The sequence below is a fragment of the Streptomyces sp. 130 genome, from assembly GCF_007096885.1.
GTDB lineage: Bacteria > Actinomycetota > Actinomycetes > Streptomycetales > Streptomycetaceae > Streptomyces.
In genome coordinates, this window is sequence record NZ_VJNO01000041.1 from 16,650 (window position 1) to 33,951 (window position 17,302).

At 72.9% G+C, this 17,302-nt stretch carries 19 protein-coding genes; 8 read left to right on the plus strand and 11 right to left on the minus strand.

Annotated elements, in window-relative coordinates:
- Positions 1 to 2: 2 nt before the first annotated feature.
- On the minus strand, positions 3 to 773 hold the full coding sequence (locus FKN01_RS27035; protein ID WP_143625066.1) for a hypothetical protein: 771 nt from the start codon (positions 771 to 773) through the stop codon (positions 3 to 5).
- A 206-nt stretch (positions 774 to 979) separates the two neighbouring features.
- On the opposite strand from FKN01_RS27035, the gene FKN01_RS27040 reads away from it, so the two are divergent.
- From FKN01_RS27040 to FKN01_RS27050, 3 genes are read left to right on the plus strand one after another with little or no spacing between them, the layout of a single operon-like run.
- Positions 980 to 2,254 (plus strand): magnesium transporter MgtE N-terminal domain-containing protein, encoded by a 1,275-nt coding sequence (locus FKN01_RS27040; protein WP_143625068.1) that lies wholly within the window; start codon positions 980 to 982, stop codon positions 2,252 to 2,254.
- Complete coding sequence (locus FKN01_RS27045; RefSeq protein WP_143625070.1) at positions 2,244 to 2,798, plus strand: DUF1003 domain-containing protein; 555 nt, start codon at positions 2,244 to 2,246, stop codon at positions 2,796 to 2,798. Before FKN01_RS27040 ends, FKN01_RS27045 begins: the two co-directional genes overlap by 11 nt.
- 45 nt (positions 2,799 to 2,843) lie before the next feature.
- The gene (locus FKN01_RS27050; protein WP_143625072.1) at positions 2,844 to 3,977 is read left to right on the plus strand and encodes an Mrp/NBP35 family ATP-binding protein; all 1,134 of its coding nucleotides are present in this window, start codon (positions 2,844 to 2,846) and stop codon (positions 3,975 to 3,977) included.
- Between the two features lie 64 nt (positions 3,978 to 4,041).
- Here FKN01_RS27050 and FKN01_RS27055 read toward each other — a convergent pair whose 3' ends face one another.
- The 5 genes from FKN01_RS27055 to sigE form a co-directional block, all read right to left on the minus strand.
- Positions 4,042 to 4,698: a hypothetical protein gene (locus FKN01_RS27055; protein ID WP_143625074.1), complete on the minus strand. Its 657-nt coding sequence runs from the start codon at positions 4,696 to 4,698 to the stop codon at positions 4,042 to 4,044.
- A 118-nt stretch (positions 4,699 to 4,816) separates the two neighbouring features.
- Positions 4,817 to 5,293 carry a sec-independent translocase gene (locus tag FKN01_RS27060; RefSeq protein WP_143625076.1) on the minus strand — a complete coding sequence of 159 codons (477 nt, stop codon included), beginning with the start codon at positions 5,291 to 5,293 and terminating at the stop codon, positions 4,817 to 4,819.
- Positions 5,294 to 5,392: 99 nt separating this feature from the next.
- The gene (locus FKN01_RS27065; protein ID WP_143625078.1) at positions 5,393 to 7,153 is read right to left on the minus strand and encodes a S1C family serine protease; all 1,761 of its coding nucleotides are present in this window, start codon (positions 7,151 to 7,153) and stop codon (positions 5,393 to 5,395) included.
- A 122-nt stretch (positions 7,154 to 7,275) separates the two neighbouring features.
- Positions 7,276 to 8,259 carry a zf-HC2 domain-containing protein gene (locus FKN01_RS27070; RefSeq protein ID WP_143625080.1) on the minus strand — a complete coding sequence of 328 codons (984 nt, stop codon included), beginning with the start codon at positions 8,257 to 8,259 and terminating at the stop codon, positions 7,276 to 7,278.
- A complete protein-coding gene (gene sigE / locus FKN01_RS27075) occupies positions 8,256 to 9,023 on the minus strand; it encodes an RNA polymerase sigma factor SigE (protein WP_185993001.1) in 768 nt (255 codons plus the stop codon). The genes FKN01_RS27070 and sigE overlap by 4 nt, the downstream gene beginning before the upstream one ends.
- A 177-nt stretch (positions 9,024 to 9,200) precedes the next feature.
- Here sigE and FKN01_RS27080 point away from each other — a divergent pair, with 177 nt between their 5' ends.
- Positions 9,201 to 9,866, plus strand: a complete 666-nt coding sequence (locus tag FKN01_RS27080) for an O-methyltransferase (RefSeq protein ID WP_018105486.1) — start codon at positions 9,201 to 9,203, stop codon at positions 9,864 to 9,866.
- A gap of 85 nt (positions 9,867 to 9,951) precedes the next feature.
- Here the strand turns inward: FKN01_RS27080 and FKN01_RS27085 are convergent, their stop codons facing one another.
- Entirely contained in the window at positions 9,952 to 10,119 is a 168-nt protein-coding gene (locus tag FKN01_RS27085; RefSeq protein WP_018105485.1) for a DUF3117 domain-containing protein, read from the minus strand.
- 315 nt (positions 10,120 to 10,434) lie between these two features.
- Between FKN01_RS27085 and FKN01_RS27090 the strand changes: the two genes are divergently transcribed.
- A complete protein-coding gene (locus FKN01_RS27090) occupies positions 10,435 to 11,247 on the plus strand; it encodes an enoyl-CoA hydratase/isomerase family protein (RefSeq protein ID WP_143625085.1) in 813 nt (270 codons plus the stop codon).
- 18 nt (positions 11,248 to 11,265) lie between these two features.
- Here the strand turns inward: FKN01_RS27090 and FKN01_RS27095 are convergent, their stop codons facing one another.
- Together FKN01_RS27095 and FKN01_RS27100 are read right to left on the minus strand one after the other, a co-directional pair.
- On the minus strand, positions 11,266 to 11,853 hold the full coding sequence (locus tag FKN01_RS27095; protein WP_143625087.1) for a DNA-3-methyladenine glycosylase I: 588 nt from the start codon (positions 11,851 to 11,853) through the stop codon (positions 11,266 to 11,268).
- Positions 11,850 to 12,275 (minus strand): hypothetical protein, encoded by a 426-nt coding sequence (locus tag FKN01_RS27100; protein WP_143625089.1) that lies wholly within the window; start codon positions 12,273 to 12,275, stop codon positions 11,850 to 11,852. Before FKN01_RS27100 ends, FKN01_RS27095 begins: the two co-directional genes overlap by 4 nt.
- A gap of 330 nt (positions 12,276 to 12,605) precedes the next feature.
- On the opposite strand from FKN01_RS27100, the gene folP reads away from it, so the two are divergent.
- On the plus strand, positions 12,606 to 13,466 hold the full coding sequence (gene folP / locus FKN01_RS27105; protein WP_143625142.1) for a dihydropteroate synthase: 861 nt from the start codon (positions 12,606 to 12,608) through the stop codon (positions 13,464 to 13,466).
- A gap of 151 nt (positions 13,467 to 13,617) precedes the next feature.
- Here folP and FKN01_RS27110 read toward each other — a convergent pair whose 3' ends face one another.
- Together FKN01_RS27110 and dapE are read right to left on the minus strand one after the other, a co-directional pair.
- Complete coding sequence (locus FKN01_RS27110; protein ID WP_143625091.1) at positions 13,618 to 14,403, minus strand: TIGR00730 family Rossman fold protein; 786 nt, start codon at positions 14,401 to 14,403, stop codon at positions 13,618 to 13,620.
- Between the two features lie 109 nt (positions 14,404 to 14,512).
- A complete protein-coding gene (dapE, locus tag FKN01_RS27115; RefSeq protein WP_143625093.1) occupies positions 14,513 to 15,592 on the minus strand; it encodes a succinyl-diaminopimelate desuccinylase in 1,080 nt (359 codons plus the stop codon).
- Positions 15,593 to 15,687: 95 nt separating this feature from the next.
- On the opposite strand from dapE, the gene FKN01_RS27120 reads away from it, so the two are divergent.
- Positions 15,688 to 16,551 (plus strand): hypothetical protein, encoded by an 864-nt coding sequence (locus FKN01_RS27120; RefSeq protein WP_143625144.1) that lies wholly within the window; start codon positions 15,688 to 15,690, stop codon positions 16,549 to 16,551.
- 314 nt (positions 16,552 to 16,865) lie between these two features.
- Positions 16,866 to 17,264, plus strand: coding sequence for an ATP-binding protein (locus tag FKN01_RS27125; RefSeq protein ID WP_143625095.1), 399 nt, complete (start codon positions 16,866 to 16,868; stop codon positions 17,262 to 17,264).
- Positions 17,265 to 17,302: the final 38 nt, after the last annotated feature.

Below are 17,302 nucleotides of genomic sequence, written 5' to 3' on the forward strand. Positions count from 1 at the left end.
TGCTAGGACGCGGTCGTCGGGAGCTGCTTGCCGTAGTCGACGGTCTCGTCCTTCGCGGGGGCCTTCAGCGCGAAGTCCTTGCCCCAGTCGGCGAGCGTGATCACGCCCCCGCCGCCGCCCCGGGCGAAGCGCAGCGGATACGGCTTGCCCTCCAGCGCCACGTCGAGCGCGCCGCCCGCGCCCTCACCGCCCATGATCCGGACCGTGCGCACCCCGGCGACCTCGTCGCGGTCGCCCTTGGTGAGCTCGCCGTGCAGCGTGAGCATCCCGTCGAGCAGCACCTTCTTGTCGGTGAAGCCGCTCAGCTGCTTGTACGTGGGATCGCCCTCGGGGACCTTGACGTACTTGCCCTCCAGCTTGCCGGCCGCCGCCGCGCCGTCCTCGCCGGTGTCCGCCTCGCCCTTCTCGTCGTGGCTCCAGAAGCCGGCGTCCGCCTTGAGGTAGAGCTCGTCACCGATCCGCAGCAGCGTGAAGGTGCTGTTCTTCGAGGTGACCGAGCCCGCGCCGCCCTTGTTCTTGAGCCGCATGTCGATCTTGTAGGTGCCGCCCTTGCTGACCAGCGTCCCGGCGAGCCGCACCGCGTCGGCGGAGTCCGCCGCGGCCTGTGCCTTCTTCTCGATCTCCGGCGCGGAGAGCTTCCCGGCGCCGTTGGTCCCCTCGTCCGGGTCCTCGCTCCCGCACGCGGTCAGCGCCGCGGTCAGCCCCGCGCAGAGCGCGACGGCGAGGGAGGCGTTCCGGCGGCGTGCCCGTACGGCCGGGGCGGAAGAGGTCACAGGCGCACTGCCTCTCGTATCCATGGTGGGGGGTGGCAGACGGCAGCGTACCCGGGTGGCCTACGCCATCGGACCCGGAGCCGTACGGACGGCCAGCCGGGGCGGTCCGCGAGCGTACGGGCTAGCCTGATCACGTCATAACAGGGCGATAACTGTCGGAAGCGGGCGGCCACGGGCGGCCCGGAGGCGAGCGAGGAGGTGCGGGGATGACACCGGTGACGCCCCGGGTGTTCGTCTCGCACCTGTCGGGTGTGCCGGTCTTCGACCCCAACGGCGACCAGGTGGGGCGCGTCCGCGACCTGGTCGCGATGCTCCGCGTCGGCGGCCGTCCGCCCCGGCTGCTCGGCATGGTGGTCGAGGTGGTGAGCCGGCGGCGGATCTTCCTGCCGATGACCCGGGTGACGGGCGTGGAGTCGGGGCAGGTGATCACCACGGGCGTGGTCAACATGCGGCGCTTCGAACAGCGGCCCACCGAACGCCTGGTGCTCGGTGAGTTCCTCGACCGCCGGGTGCGCCTGGTGGAGACGGACGAGGAGGTCACCATCCTGGACGTGGCCATCCAGCAGCTGCCCGCCCGCCGGGACTGGGAGATCGACAAGTACTTCGTCCGCAAGGGCCGGGGCGGGGCGCTGCGCCGCAAGGGCGAGACGCTGACCGTCGAGTGGTCGGCGGTGAAAGGTTTCTCGCTGGAGGAACACGGGCAGGGCGCCGAGTCCCTGGTGGCCACCTTCGAGCGGCTGCGCCCCGCCGACGTCGCCAACGCGCTGCACCACCTGACGCCGAAGCGCCGGGCGGAGGTCGCGGCCGCGCTGGACGACGACCGGCTCGCCGACGTCCTGGAGGAGCTGCCCGAGGACGACCAGGTGGAGATCATCGGGAAGCTCCAGGAGGAGCGCGCCGCGGACGTCCTGGAGGCGATGGACCCGGACGACGCGGCCGACCTGCTCTCCGAGCTGCCCGAGGAGGACAAGGAGCGGCTGCTGACGCTGATGCGCCCGGGCGACGCGGCGGACGTGCGGCGGCTGATGTCGTACGAGGAGCGCACCGCGGGCGGCCTCATGACGACGGAGCCGGTCATCCTGCGCCCGGACGCCACGGTCGCCGACGCGCTCGCCCGGGTGCGCCAGTCGGACCTGTCACCGGCGCTCGCCGCGCAGGTGTACGTGTGCCGGTCGCCGGACGAGACGCCGACGGGCAAGTACCTGGGCACCGTGCACTTCCAGCGGCTGCTGCGCGACCCGCCGTTCACCCTGGTCAGCTCGCTCCTGGACAGCGACCTGGTGCCGCTGCCGCCGGACACCCCGCTGTCGGTGGTGACCAGCTATCTGGCGGCGTACAACCTGGTGTCGGTGCCGGTGGTGGACGAGAGCGGTTCGCTGCTGGGCGCGGTGACCGTGGACGACGTGCTGGACCACCTGCTGCCCGACGACTGGCGGGAGACGGACTTCCAGGGCCGTGAGGGGGTGCTCCGTGACCGGTGACGACCGCGCCCGCGCGTCGAACGGCTCGACGGCGCTGACCCGTACGCCGAGGAACCGGCTCGATCAGCCGAAGGCCCCGCGCCGGCGGCTGCTGCCGGAGTACGACCCCGAGGCGTTCGGCCGGTTCTCGGAGCGCATCGCACGCTTCCTGGGGACCGGCCGGTTCATCGTCTGGATGACGCTGATCATCATCGTGTGGGTGGCGTGGAACATCTTCGCGCCCCCGCACCTGAGGTTCGACGAGTATCCGTTCATCTTCCTGACCCTGATGCTCTCGCTCCAGGCGTCGTACGCGGCTCCGCTCATCCTGCTCGCGCAGAACCGGCAGGACGACCGGGACCGGGTCACGCACGAACAGGACCGCAAGCAGAACGAGCGCTCCATCGCCGACACCGAGTACCTGACCAGGGAGATCGCGGCCCTGCGGATGGGCCTCGGCGAGGTCGCCACCCGGGACTGGATCCGCTCCGAGCTGGAGGACCTGGTGAAGGACCTGGACGACCGCCGGGCGCTGCTCACGGCCGAGAGTGACGAAGACCGCTGAGAATGTTACTCACGTGTAGGTACGCACCGCCGTAACATCGTCCGTATGGCTACGGAAGACGCGGTGCTTGAGGCACTGGCGACAGTGAACGACCCCGAGATCCACCGCCCGATCACCGAGCTCGGCATGGTGAAATCGGTCGACATCGACGCTGACGGTGTGGTCGCTGTCACGGTGTACCTCACCGTCTCCGGCTGTCCGATGCGCGAGACGATCACCCGTAACGTCACCGACGCGGTGGCCGGTGTCGAGGGCGTCTCGCGGGTCGAGGTCACCCTCGACGTGATGAGCGACGAGCAGCGCAAGGACCTCGCAGCCTCGCTGCGCGGCGGCACGGCGGAGCGCGAGGTGCCGTTCGCGAAGCCCGGCTCGCTGACCCGGGTGTACGCGGTCGCCTCCGGCAAGGGCGGCGTCGGAAAGTCCTCGGTGACGGTGAACCTGGCCGCCGCGATGGCGGCCGAAGGGCTCAAGGTCGGCGTCGTGGACGCGGACATCTACGGTCACAGCGTCCCCCGGATGCTCGGCGTGGACGGCAGTCCGACCCAGGTCGAGAACATGATCATGCCGCCGTCCTCGCACGGTGTGAAGGTCATCTCCATCGGCATGTTCACCCCGGGCAACGCACCGGTGGTCTGGCGCGGCCCGATGCTGCACCGCGCCCTCCAGCAGTTCCTGGCCGACGTCTTCTGGGGCGACCTGGACGTCCTGCTGCTCGACCTGCCGCCGGGCACCGGTGACATCGCGATCTCGGTCGCACAGCTCGTGCCGAACGCGGAGATCCTGGTCGTCACGACCCCGCAGCAGGCCGCCGCCGAGGTGGCCGAGCGGGCCGGTTCGATCGCCGTGCAGACCCACCAGAAGATCGTCGGCGTCGTCGAGAACATGTCCGGCATGCCGTGCCCGCACTGCGACGAGATGGTCGACGTCTTCGGCTCGGGCGGCGGCGCCAAGGTCGCCGAGGGGCTGACGAAGACGATCGGCGCCGAGGTGCCGGTGCTGGGCGCGATCCCGATCGACGTGCGGCTGCGTGAGGGCGGCGACGAGGGCAAGCCCGTCGTGCTCTCCGACCCCGACTCCCCCGCCGGCAAGGCGCTGCGCACCATCGCGGGCAAGCTGAGCGGCCGTCAGCGCGGCCTGTCCGGCATGTCGCTGGGCATCACCCCGCGCAACAAGTTCTGACACCGGGCGGGACGAGGGGAAGGCCGGGGCCCGAGGGCCCCGGCCTTCCCCTTCGTCGCATGCGTTACGCGTACGCCTCGATGTCCTTGACCACCGAGAAGCCCAGCCCGTACGCGCTCATCCCGCGCCCGTAGGCGCCGATGTGCACCCCGCCGGGCGCGGAACCGGCCAGCACCCAGCCGAATTCGGACTCGCGGTAGTGGAAGGGGACCGGGACGCCGTCGACCGGCAGGGACAGCGCCGACCAGGCGGGGCCCTCCAGATCGTCGGCGAGCTCGAACGCCGTCTCCGTCTGCTGGTCCAGCCAGTCGTCGCGCAGGCTGTGGTCGAGCTGCGGGGGCCAGGTGCAGGACAGCAGCCCGGAGCCGGCCAGCCAGGCCGCGGAGGACACCGTCGTCGCCTCCAGGACCCCGGTGCCGTCACCACTGCGCCGTACGGGGCTGCTGGCGACGGTGACCACGACCGCGAAGCGCTGCTTCTCGGCGCCCGAGTCACCCCGGACCAGCGGCTCGTCGCCGTGCCCGATGGAGCCGTGCTGCACCTCGCCGTCGGCGGCGGTGCCCAGCGGCATCAGCCGGCGCGGACCGGTGAACGCCTCGTCCAGCGCGTACCAGGGGAACGGGGCCTTCAGATAGCCGTCGGCCAACACGAGCCGGGCCGCCGGGACCGCCTCCACCGTCTCCGGCGCGTCCTGTGCGCCCACCCGACTCGTCGTCTCCATCAGCCCGGCCGCCTCCTCGATCCGTAGGGTCCGGAGCGGCCCGCCCCCCGCGGGCGTCCTCACAACCGGACAGATGGAGAATAGCCATACCGTCCGGACGACCCGGGATTGGCAGCCCTCAGGTGGCGTCCGCGTCGAACGGCGGCGGGGTGTCCTTCGGCGGCTGCTCGCTCTTCTTGAGCAGGTCCGGAGCGCTCTTCGAGCCATTCGCGGCCGTGACCGATGCACCGCCCGACACGCCGGACTTCGCCTCGACGGACGCGGCGGAGCGCCCGTTCACCGCGTCGGTGACCTCGGTGATCTCCTTGCGCAGGTCGAAGCTCTCGCGGATCTCCTTCAGCCCCAGGTCGTCGTTGCCGTCCATCAGCTGCTTGCGGACGAACGTCTTGGGGTTGAGGTCCTCGAACTCGAAGTCCTTGAACTCCGGGCCCAGCTCCGTGCGGATGTCCTCCTTGGCGCTCTCGGAGAACTCACGGATCTTGCGGATGAAGCGGGAGGCGTCCTGGACGACCTTGGGGAGCTTGTCCGGGCCGAAGACGAGCACGCCGAGAATCGCGAGCGTCAGCAGCTCGAGTGCACCTATGTCGTTGAACACCTTGCGGCTCCTCGTATTCTCCGCGACCAGCTCGGATGAGGTCCGGACATCCAACACGGTACCCGCCGAATCTGTCCGGACGGTAGCTTCCCGTGGCGGTCACGTGCCGGTTGCCGAGCCCAGCGTCAAAGTTATGGACAGGTCTTTACCACCGCGGGACACGGTCAGCTCCAGCCGGTCGCCGGGCCGGTGCGAGCGGATCTTGACGATGAGCTCCTCACCGCTGTGCACCCGCTTGCCGTCCACCTCGGTGATGACGTCGTCCGCCTCGATGCCGGCCTTGTCGGCCGGGCCGCCCGCCGTGACGGGCGAGGAGCCCTGCACGCTCCCGCCGACCTTGGCCCCGTCGCCGTTGTACTTCATGTCGAGCGTGACACCGATCACGGGGTGGGTCGCCCTGCCGGTGTTGATCAGCTGCTCGGCGACGAGCTTGCCCTGGTTGATCGGGATGGCGAAACCGAGCCCGATGGACCCGGCCTGGCCGCCCTCGCCGGCCGAGCCGCTGTCGGCGGCGCGGATGGCGCTGTTGATGCCGATGACATGGGCGTCGGTGTCCACCAGCGGACCGCCGGAGTTGCCCGGGTTGATCGGGGCGTCGGTCTGGAGGGCGTTGACGTAGCTGACGTCGCTGCCGTCGCCCTTCTCGCCGCCCGCGGTGATCGGCCGGTCCTTGGCGCTGATGATGCCGGAGGTGACGGTGTTGGACAGGTCGAACGGGGCGCCGATGGCGACGACCGGGTCGCCGACCCGGACGTTGTCGGAGTTGCCCAGCGGCAGCGGCTTCAGCCCGGAGACGCCGCTGACCTTCACCACGGCCAGGTCGTAGCCGCTGTCCTTGCCGACGACCTCGGCGGTCGCGGTCTCGCCCCCGCTGAACGTGACGGTGATCTCGCCGGACGAACCGGCCGGGGCGACCACGTGGTTGTTGGTGAGGATGTGGCCCCGGTCGTCGAGGACGAAGCCGGTGCCGGTGCCGGACTCGGTGGCGCCGCTGACGTGCAGGGTGACCACGCTGGGCAGGGCGCTGGCCGCGATCCCGGCCACGCTGTCCGGGGCCCGGCCGCCGCCGTCCCGCTCGTCCTGGGGCAGTTCGACGCTGGTGAGGCCGCCGTTGCGTTCTATGTACGCGCCTATGCCGCCGCCGATGCCGCCGGCGACCAGGGCGAGGAGCAGCGCGCCGATCAGCGTCGCGCCGCGCCGGTTCCTCCGGCGGCCGTCCGGGAGCGGGGGCCCCGGCTGGGTGATGAGCGGCTGCCGGGGCGCGCCCCAGGGGTCGTAGCTCTGCCACTGCGGAGCCGGGGGGTGGGCGGCCGGCGGCTGCGGGAGCGGGAACCCGGCATCCTCTCCGCCCGGCATCCCCGCGCCGTTCGTCCCCGCGTACGGCGGGGGTACGGGGGTGCCGTGCGCGGGCGTCGGGCGCTGTACGGGAGGGGCGGGCGCCCATGGGCCGGGGCCACCGTAGGGCGGGGTGCCGTACGGGTCCGGCTCGTGCAGGGGCCGGGGTGCGGGGGCGTCGTGGGGTGCGGGGGCGTCGTGCGGTGCGTCGGGCACCGCGGGCGCCTCGGGGGCTTCGTGGGCACCGGGCGTCACGGCTGTGCCGTGGGCTTCGTGGGCACCGGGCGTCACGGCTGTGTCGTGGGCTTCGTGGGCACTTGGTGTCCCGCCGGGCTCGTGGGCCTCGGGCGCCCCGGGTGTTGCCGGGGGCGCGGTCGCCGTGGGCGGCTCAGCCGGCACGGGCGCCTGGGTCTGCCCGGCCGGCTGGGCAGGCGCGGGTCCCGTGGCCTCGCCGGCCGTGGCCGGCCCCGGCGTGGGCCGGCTCCACCACTTCGCCTTGGGCTCGGTCGGCTTCCCGTCGTCCATGTTCTCCCCGCAACTGCCGCAACCGGCCCTCCGCACGCCCCCGCGGGGGCGTCCCTCCCGAAATCCTGCCGGAATTCAACCAGGTTTGGGCCGGGGCCGCTCAGCCCGTACGGGGCGCGGGATCAGCGACGGGGTGAGAGGGGCAGTCCGTGGTCGGCGGAAGCCGGTTTCGCGGCGGCGGAGGTGGGCGGCAGGGAGGGCTGCGGGGCGGGGGCGGGCGGGACCGGAGCGAGCCCGCCGCCCAGGGTGCGGCCCAGCGGCGAACCGGCCCCGCCGGGGCGTATCGCGGAGCTGTGGGCGCCGAGGCCCAGCCCGTACGGACTGCCGGAGAGGCGGCCGGTGCCCAGCAGCGACGGGACGGCGAACCCGGCCGATACGGCGTTGACCGCGAGGGCGGACGGGCGGTCCGCCTGGCCGGACGTGGTGCGCGCGCCCTGGCCCGGGCCGTTGCGCCGGCCCGACAGGAAGGAGCCGCCGGTCCGGGCGTCGGCGCCGACCGGGGCCACGCTGTTGCCCGAGCCGGAGGCGCGGGCCGGGGTCTCGCCGGTGGTGGTCGGGAGGGCGCCACCGAGCGCGATGGCGGCCAGCGAGACGGCGCTGGCGGCGGCGAAGGCGAACCTGCGGCCCCGCCACGGCGAGCGGTCGCCCTCGCGCCCCACCTCGTGGATGCGGAAGCCCGCTCCGGCCGAGGGCAGCGCGGCGGCCCCGCCGTGCGCGGCGGGGAGGTAGCCGAAGCCGTCCAGGGGGCCGGGGGCGGTGGTGAGGTCCGCCCGGCCGCCCGGTGGGCGCGTCCCCGGGAAGAGTCCGTCACCGAACCGCCCGGACGCGCCCTCGGGTCTTCCCTGCCGGTCGTCGTCCCCTCTGGGCGTTCCGCCCGGAAGTCCTTGGAGGCGGGCGAGGAAGCCTTCGGAGGGCGAGGGCTGGGCGGCCTGCGCGAACACGCTCTTCAGTCGGCGCTGGGCCGCCGCCTCGGCCGCGCACTTGGCGCAGGTGGCGAGATGGGCGAGCACCCGGTCACGGGCGTCATGCTTCAGCTCGCCGTCGACGAGCGCGGCGAGGCGGTCCCCCAGGTGTTGTTCCGCGGGGGTCGGATCCGTACCACTCACGCCGTGCCGCCCTCCCCTGCCAGGAGGACGCCGGCACCCGCCAGCGAGCGCTGCTCGGCGCGCGCCTCGGGCGAGCGGTGGCGCAGCGCCTTGCGCAGGTGGGAGCGCCCGCGGTGGATGCGGCTGCGCACGGTGCCCAGCTTCACGCCGAGCGTCGCCGCGATCTCCTCGTACGAAAGGCCCTCGATGTCGCAGAGGACGACGGCGGCCCGGAATTCGGGCGCGAGGGTGTCCAGCGCCTGCTGGACGTCGGCGTCGAAGTGGGTGTCGTTGAAGACCTGCTGGGGCGAGGGCTCACGGCTGGGCAGCCGCTCGGCCGCGTCGTCCCCCAGGGAGTCGAAGCGGATGCGCTGCTTGCGGCGGACCATGTCCAGGAAGAGGTTGGTCGTGATGCGGTGCAGCCAGCCCTCGAAGGTGCCGGGCGTGTAGGTCGACAGCGAACGGAAGACCCGGACGAAGACCTCCTGCGTGAGGTCCTCCGCGTCGTGCTGGTTTCCCGTCAGCCGGTAGGCGAGGCGGTAGACGCGGCCGCTGTGCGTGCTGACGATCTCTTCCCATGTGGGCGGGGTCCACGCCTGGGATTCCGCATCGGAGGCGAAGGTCGCGGTCGGTGCGGAGTCTTTGGAAGAACGGTCAGCGATGTCGGTCACGGATTTCGGCTCACCCGCCGACCTGAGAAAGCGCCGCAGCACTCCTCCCCGATCCACAGGCGCAGCCGCACCTCCCCTATCGGCTCTGGTGGTGTCCAGTGGAGCCCCTACCATAACCACCTCGCCCGTTAGCTCCGGATAAGCCTTTTTCCAGCTGGGGCCGGGGATGTCCCCGGAAGCTCACCCGTGCCACGGACCCGTCCGGCGGGCCTCGTTCCCGGGCTTCTCCCCACCTTTGGACAACGCCCGGTCCCATCTGCGGGTTCCCGGGTCCAGCGGATACAGTCACCGTTGCGCCAACTAAGGGGACAGGAGAGGGTCATTACCGCCAACCGGCAGACGAGCTGGGCGTTCGCCGACGCCTTTGTCGCCGAGGACGAAGCACTGCGCTGGGCCCGGGACCGGGCCCGCGAGGCAGGGCTCCGCTCGGTCTCGCCAGGCACCGGGGCCGCCCTGCGCCTGCTCGCTGCCACCACGGACGCCAAGGCCGTGGCGGAAATCGGTACGGGCACCGGCGTGTCCGGTATCTATCTGCTGCACGGGATGCGGCCCGACGGGGTGCTGACCACGGTCGACCCGGAGCCCGAGCGCCAGCAGTTCGCCCGGGAGGCGTTCCGCGCGGCCGGCTTCGCGGCCAACCGGTCCCGCTTCATCCCCGGGCGCGCCCTCGATGTCCTCCCCCGCCTCGCGGACGGCGGCTACGACCTCGTGTTCTGCGACGGCGACCGGATGGAGAGCCTGGACTGTCTCGCTGAATCGTTGCGCCTGCTGCGACCCGGCGGTCTCGTCTGCTTCGAGGGCGTCTTCGCGGACGGCCGTACGGTCGACTCGGCGGCCCAGCCCGCGGAGGTGCTGCGCGTACGGGAGCTGCTGCGCGCGGTCCGCGAGAGCCAGGAGCTGATGGCGACGCTGCTGCCGGTGGGCGACGGCCTGCTCTGCGCTGTCCGGCGCGGCTGAGTGGCGTACGCGCCCCGGCTCCGGACGCACCGCTGCCCCGGCACGGGAACCATGCCGGGGCAGCGGTGAAGTTATGAGCGTCTGCTCAGCCGACGACCTGCTTGAGGGCGTCACCGAGGGCATCCGCCTCGTCCGGCGTCAGCTCCACGACAAGCCGACCGCCGCCTTCGAGCGGAACTCGCATGACGATGCCCCGCCCCTCCTTTGTCACCTCGAGCGGGCCGTCGCCCGTCCGCGGCTTCATGGCCGCCATGCTCGTTCCCCTTCCTGAAACCAGCTCATCGCAACCGGCGGCCCCATGACAGGCGCTGCCTCACCGGCATCGAACACAGTGCTTCCACGCCATTATCCCGCATCACTGACCCCGATGACCAACATCGCTCTGCATCTCTTGGGCAACGCGCTCGCTCAAAACCACCCAATTCGGGGACCTCACTGGGATACTCCGGCCCCCTGGGCCTCTCCTCGGCGTGGAAATGTTTGACGCAGGTCACATGTCCGCCTCCGGCGAAGTCGGCCATGCTTGCCTGGACACGCAGGTGCACGACACACAAAGGGGACCCCTCTCATGGCCGATCACAACGACGTGGTGCGGTACGGCGTCAGCGACGGGCTCGCGACCATCACGATCAACCGCCCCGACGCGATGAACGCCATGAACACCGCCGCGAAGGCCGCCCTGCGCGACGCCCTGCGGTCCGCCGCCGCCGACACCGGTGTACGGGCGGTGCTGCTCACCGCGGCCGGCGAGCGCGCCTTCTGTGTCGGGCAGGACCTCAAGGAGCACCTGTCGAAGCTGGCGGAGACCGAGGCGGCGGGCGAGGGCAACGCGCTCAGCACCGTGCGGGAGCACTACAACCCCATCGTGCGGGCGCTCACGGAGATGCCGAAGCCGGTCGTGGCCGGGATCAACGGCGCCGCGGCCGGCGCGGGCTTCGGCTTCGCGCTCGCCTGCGACTACCGGGTGGCGGCCGACACCGCCTCCTTCAACACCTCGTTCGCCGGGGTCGCCCTCACCGCCGACTCGGGCGTCTCCTGGACGCTGCCCCGGCTCATCGGCCAGAGCCGCGCCGCCGACCTGCTGCTCTTCCCGCGCTCGATCTCCGCGCGGGAAGCCCACGAGCTGGGCATCGTCAACAAGCTGGTGCCCGCCGCCGAATTGGCCGCCGAGGCGGCGGCCGTGGCCCGCGCCCTGGCGGACGGGCCGACCGTCGCCTACGCGGCGATCAAGGAGTCGCTCGCCTTCGGCGCCGGTCACACCCTGGCCGAGGCCCTGGAGAAGGAGGACGAACTCCAGACGAAGGCGGGGGTGTCCGAGGACCACGGGATCGCGGTGCGGGCCTTCCTCGCGAAGGAGAAGCCGGAGTATCTGGGGCGGTAGGGCGGCAGGCCCCGGGGGCTACGGCGGGGTGGGGCGGGAGACGCAGTCGGCGAGGTGGTCGTCCACCAGGCCGCACGCCTGCATCAGGGCGTAGGCCGTGGTCGGTCCGATGAACCGCAGCCCCCGCTTCTTCAGCTCCTTGGCCAGGGCCGTGGACTCGGGGGTGACCGCAGGCACGTCCCCGAGGGTCTTCGGGGCCGGGCGGCTCAGCGGATCGGGGGCGTACGACCAGATCAGCTCGTCCAGCTCGCCGGCGCCCCAGCCGGCCAGCACCCGGGCGTTGGCCATGGTCGCGTCGACCTTCGCGCGGTTGCGGATGATCCCCTCGTCGGCCAGCAGCCGCTCGCGGTCCGCGTCCGTGAACTCCGCGACCGCCGGAATGCTGAACGCGGCGAACGCGCTGCGGAAGCCCTCACGGCGACGCAGGATCGTCAGCCAGGAGAGGCCCGACTGGAACGCCTCCAGGGACAGCCGCTCGAACAGCGCGTCGTCCCCGTGGACCGGACGGCCCCACTCCGTGTCGTGGTACCAGAGGTAGTCCTCGGTGGACAGGCCCCAGGGGCAGCGCAGTCCGCCGTCCGCCGCCGCCACGGCTCCGCCGGTCATCGGCCGGTCTCCTCGTCGTCGCGGGCCGGCCGTTCGTCCGCCGGGGCGGCGGTCTCGGGCGCCTGCCAGGGACGGGGCGGCGCGCCGTCCCCCTCCTTGAGCAGGTCGGGGCCGCCCGTCCTGGTCGCCTGCGCGCCGGCGAGCGCCGACTCCAGCTCGGCGATCCGCGCGTCCCGCTCGGCGAGCTCGGCGTCGAGCCGGCCGAGGGCGTCGTCCACATCCGCCATCCGGTAGCCCCGGAGGCCCACGGGGAGCCGCAGCGCCTCGACGTCCGCCCGGCCGACCGGGCGCGACGCGGGCAGCGGGTCCGTCAGCTGCTCGGGCGCCACGTCCTGCAGGACGGCGCTCCTGCCTCCACCGACCACCGCGAGGGTGACCGCGGCAACCACCACCACCATCGCCAGCAGCAAGAACAAGAACACGCGTATCTCCCCGGGAGCGGAATTCGTCCGGGTCCGATCGTGCCATGCGGCACTGACGGCCGGGGGCGTCCCGTCGGTCAGGGCCGGAAAGACCGCGGCGTCCGGTGCGGTGCGCGGCAAGGCGGGGAAGGCCCTCGTCGCGGAGCGATTAGGGTGTTCCGGCAACGCGGCGGGGGCTGGGATCTCCCCTGCTCGCACGCGGTTGCGGGCTCGGGGAAGTGCCGGGCGTCGCGGGCCCGGCCCTGACCGACGGGGCGCCCCGGGCCGGCTGTCGGTCCGGCAGGTGCCTGCCTGGCGGATTCACAGGAAGGGACACGGATGGCAAGCGGTGTGCTCCGGCTGGGGCGGCGTGAATTCGGGCCGCACGAGCAGGTGATCATGGCGATCGTGAACCGCACCCCGGACTCCTTCTACGACCGGGGCGCCACCTTCCAGGACGAGCCGGCACTCGCGCGGGTCGAGCGGGCCGTGGCCGACGGCGCGGCGATCATCGACATCGGCGGCGTCAAGGCCGGCCCCGGCGAGGAGGTCACCGCCGAGGAGGAGGCCCGCCGCACGGTCGGGTTCGTCGCGGAGGTGCGCCGGCGCCACCCGGACGTGGTCATCAGCGTCGACACCTGGCGCCACGAGGTCGGCCAGGCGGTCTGCGAGGCGGGGGCGGATCTCCTGAACGACGCGTGGGGCGGGGTGGACCCGAAGCTCGCGGAGGTCGCCGCGCGCTACGGGGCGGGGCTGGTCTGCACCCACGCGGGCGGGGCGGAGCCCCGGACCCGGCCGCACCGGGTGGGGTACGAGGACGTCATGGCCGACATCCTGCGGGTGACCGGGGGGCTGGCCGAGCGGGCGGTGTCCCTGGGGGTCCGGCGCGACGGGATCATGATCGACCCCGGTCACGACTTCGGGAAGAACACCCGGCACTCGCTGGAGGCGACGCGCCGGCTCGGCGAGATGGCGGAGACGGGGTGGCCGGTGCTGGTCTCGCTCTCCAACAAGGACTTCGTGGGCGAGACGCTGGACCGGCCGGTGAAGGAGCGGTTGCTGGGGACACTGGCGACGACGGCGGTGTCGGCGTGGCTGGGGGCGCGGGTGTACCGGGTGCACGAGGTGGCCGAGACGCGGGATGTCCTCGACATGGTGGCGTCCATCGCCGGGTGGCGGCGGCCGGCGGTCGCGCGGCGGGGGCTGGCGTAGGGAACCGGCCCCTCCGGCCGGCCCCTCCGGCGACCGGGGCGCGGGGGTACGGGGGCAGCGCGCCCGTGGGTCAGCGCCCCCCGTGGGGCAACACCCCCGTGGGTCAGCGCCCCCGTTGGGCAACACCCCCGCGGGCCAGCTCCCCCGCGGGTCAGCGCCCCACTTCCTTCGTCACCAACGCCACCGCCTCGTCCACGTCGTCGGTGACGTGGAACAGCAGGAGGTCCGTCTCCGAGGCCTTGCCCTGCGCCACCACCGTGTCCCGGAGCCAGTCCACCAGGCCGCCCCAGTAGGCCGAGCCGAAGAGGACGATGGGGAAGCGGGTGACCTTGCCCGTCTGGACCAGGGTCAGGGCCTCGAAGAGTTCGTCCAGGGTGCCCAGGCCGCCGGGCAGGACGACGAAGCCCTGGGCGTACTTGACGAACATCGTCTTGCGGACGAAGAAATAGCGGAAGTTGACGCCGATGTCGACGTGCGGGTTCAGTCCGGACTCGAAGGGCAGCTCGATGCCGAGCCCGACCGAGATGCCGCTCGCCTCGCGCGCGCCCCGGTTCGCCGCCTCCATGGCGCCCGGGCCGCCCCCGGTGATGACCGCGAAGCCCGCGTCGACCAGCGCCCGGCCGATCCGTACGCCCGCCTCGTACTCCGGCGCACCGGCGGGCGTGCGGGCCGAGCCGAAGACGCTGATGGCGCTCGGCAGTTCGGCGAGCGCGCCGAAGCCCTCGACGAACTCCGACTGGATGCGCATCACCCGCCACGGGTCGGTGTGCACCCACTCGGAGTCGTCCTCGGAGTCCAGCAGCCGCTGATCGGTCGTGCCGGGCTGCACCTGGTCCCTGCGGCGCAGTACGGGCCCGAGGCGCTGCTCCTCGGGCCGCACCGCGCCCTCCGGGATTTCCGCCCCCTCGGGAATGCGCGCGTCCTCGCGGTTGCCCATGACCTGCTCCCTCCGCCGACGTCGGGGGCGCCCTGCGACGCCCCCGTCCCCCGCCAGCGTAGATCGCCACGGGTTACGGACAGGGGAATCCGGGAGGTCAGGTCGTGGGTCAGGCGGTGAGCCAGGAGCGCAGGCGCTCCTCGCAGTGGGTGATGCGCTCGGTCCTGACGTGCTCGTCGCGCTTGTGGGCGAGGACCGGGTCGCCGGGGCCGTAGTTGACCGCGGGGACGCCGAGAGGGCCGAAGCGGGCCACGTCCGTCCAGCCGAACTTCGGCCGGGCGACGCCGCCGACCGCGTCCATGAACGCCTTGGCCGCCGGGTGCGAGAGGCCGGGCATCGCCGCGCCGGAGTGGTCGTCGACCGTGAACTCCGCGACACCGCAGTCCGCGAAGACCTCGCGGACGTGGGCCAGGGCCTCTTCCTGGCCGAGGTCGGGGGCGTAGCGGTAGTTGACGACGACCGTGCAGGCGTCGGGGATGACGTTGTTGGCGACGCCGCCCTCGATGCGCACCGCGTTGAGGCCCTCGTGGTATTCGAGGCCGTCGATCACCGGCCGCCGGGGCTCGTACGCGGCGAGGCGGGCGAGGACCGGGGCGGCGGCGTGGATGGCGTTGGACCCCATCCAGCTGCGCGCGGAGTGGGCCCGCTCGCCCTCCAGGTGGAGGAAGACCCGCAGGGTGCCCTGGCAGCCGCCCTCGACCTCGCCGTTCGAGCCCTCCAGCAGGATGGCGAAGTCGCCCTTCAGCCAGTCCGGGCGGGCCTCGGCGATGCGGCCGAGGCCGTTGAGGTGGGCGGCGACCTCCTCCTGGTCGTAGAAGACGAAGGTGAGGTCGCGGTTGGGCTCGGGCACGGTGGCGGCGATGCGCAGCTGGACGGCGACGCCGGACTTCATGTCGGAGGTGCCGCAGCCCCAGAGGAGGCCGTCCGCGTCGAGCCGGGAGGGCACGTTGTCCGCGATCGGCACGGTGTCGATGTGCCCGGCCAGGATGACGCGTTCGGCACGGCCGAGATCCGTCCTGGCCACGACGTTGTTCCCGTACCGCTCGACGGTCAGGTGCGGCAGCGCGCGCAGCGCCGTCTCGATGGCGTCGGCGAGGTCCTTCTCCTCCCCGCTGACCGAGGGGAAGTCCACCAGCGCGGCGGTGAGGGCGGGCCCGTCAAGGGTGAGGTCAAGCGTGCTTTCGGCCATGGATGGGAGCCTAATCCCTCGCGTACGGTTGCCTTGTGACCAGGACCGATTCCGCTGCTCCCCGGCGTCCCGGCCGCAGCCGCCGGCTGCGGGTCGTGGCGGCCGTCGGTGTGCTCGCGGCGGTGGCCGGTTATCTGATGGTTCAGTACGTTTCGGGCGGGCGCGGGTCGGACCAGTGCACGGTGCGGTCGGCGGACGGTTCGTACCGGCTGACGCCCGAGCAGGCCGCGAACGCCGCGACGATCTCCGCCGTCGGCACCCGGCGCGGGATGCCGGAGCGCGCGGTGACCATCGCGCTGGCCACGGCGTTGCAGGAGTCCGCGCTGCACAACCTCGACCACGGCGACCGGGACTCGCTCGGGCTGTTCCAGCAGCGGCCCTCGCAGGGCTGGGGCACCGCGCGCCAGATCATGGACCCGGTCTACTCGGCCGGGAAGTTCTACCAGCACCTGGCGAAGGTGCCGGGCTATTCGCGGCTGCCGCTGACCGAGGCGGCGCAGCGCGTCCAGCGCAGCGGTTTCCCGCAGGCCTACGCGAAGCACGAGCCGGACGCGACACTGCTGGCCGCCGCGCTGACCGGCCGCACCCCGGCCGCGCTGGACTGCGAGCCGCCGCGGACCACCGCCGGGACGGGCGACGCGGCGAAGGTGCGGGCGGCCCTGGTGAGCGCCTTCGGCAAGGGCGTCCTGCCGGCCGGCACCGGCACGTCGGGCCCCTCGGCCCCGGGCACGCTCACGGTCCCGGTGCGGGCGGACCGCCGCGCCGACCGGGACGGCGTCCCGCGGCGCGGCTGGGAGCTGGCGCACTGGGCGGTGGCCCAGTCCGAGGCGCTGGGCATCGACGAGGTCGCGTACGGGGGCCGGGTCTGGGCGGCCGGCTCCGGCTGGCGCACGGAACGCGAGGCGTCGAAGCGCGAGGCGTCGGACACCGACGAGGTACGGCTCCGCCTGGTGAGCTGAGAGCGCTCACGGGCACCCGCGCACGGGTGCGGGCCATCGCCCGTACGGGCGTACCGTCGTGCGCCCCCCGGCGCCCCCCGAAGGCCGGTCGGGGGCCGGTCGCGCGCCCGCTTCGAGCCTTGCGGCGCAAGGGGAGTGACGGTTCGCCGGGGGGCGGCGGAGCGCACCCTTTGCCCGGGTTCCTCCGCTGAGGATTATCCGACGCATTGCTCAGTCTTTACGTCACCGCACCGCAACCTCACCCGCCCCCACGACGGTTGTCAGGTCGTCCGGCTCACGGACAGCCCGAATTCCCCTCCCGTCGAAGGAGCATCATGTCCCTCCCCCTGACCCGCCGGATCGCCCGTACCGCGCTGCTGATCGCGGCGGGTGCGGCCCCCGTGGTCGGTGCGGCCGGTGCCGCGGGTGCCGCGGAGCTCACGCAGGCCCCGGACCTCGGCGGTCTCACCAGCGTCGAGGGTTCCGGTCTCGGCAAGACCGTCTCGGGCGCCGCCAAGCCGGTGTCGGGTGCCGCGAGCGAGACCGGCGGCAAGCTCGTCGGCACCGCGCTGCCGGTGGCGGGCAAGACGCTCACCGATGTCGGCGGCAAGGCCGCCCCCGCCGCGAAGAAGGTCTCCGGCGCCGCGAAGGGCGGGGCCACCGGCACCGTCTCCAAGGCGGCCAAGGGCGGCCTGCCCACCGACGCGCTCACCCGGAGCCTGCCGATCGGCTGACGCCCGCCCATGGGTGAGGGCCCCCGGGGACGCGTGTT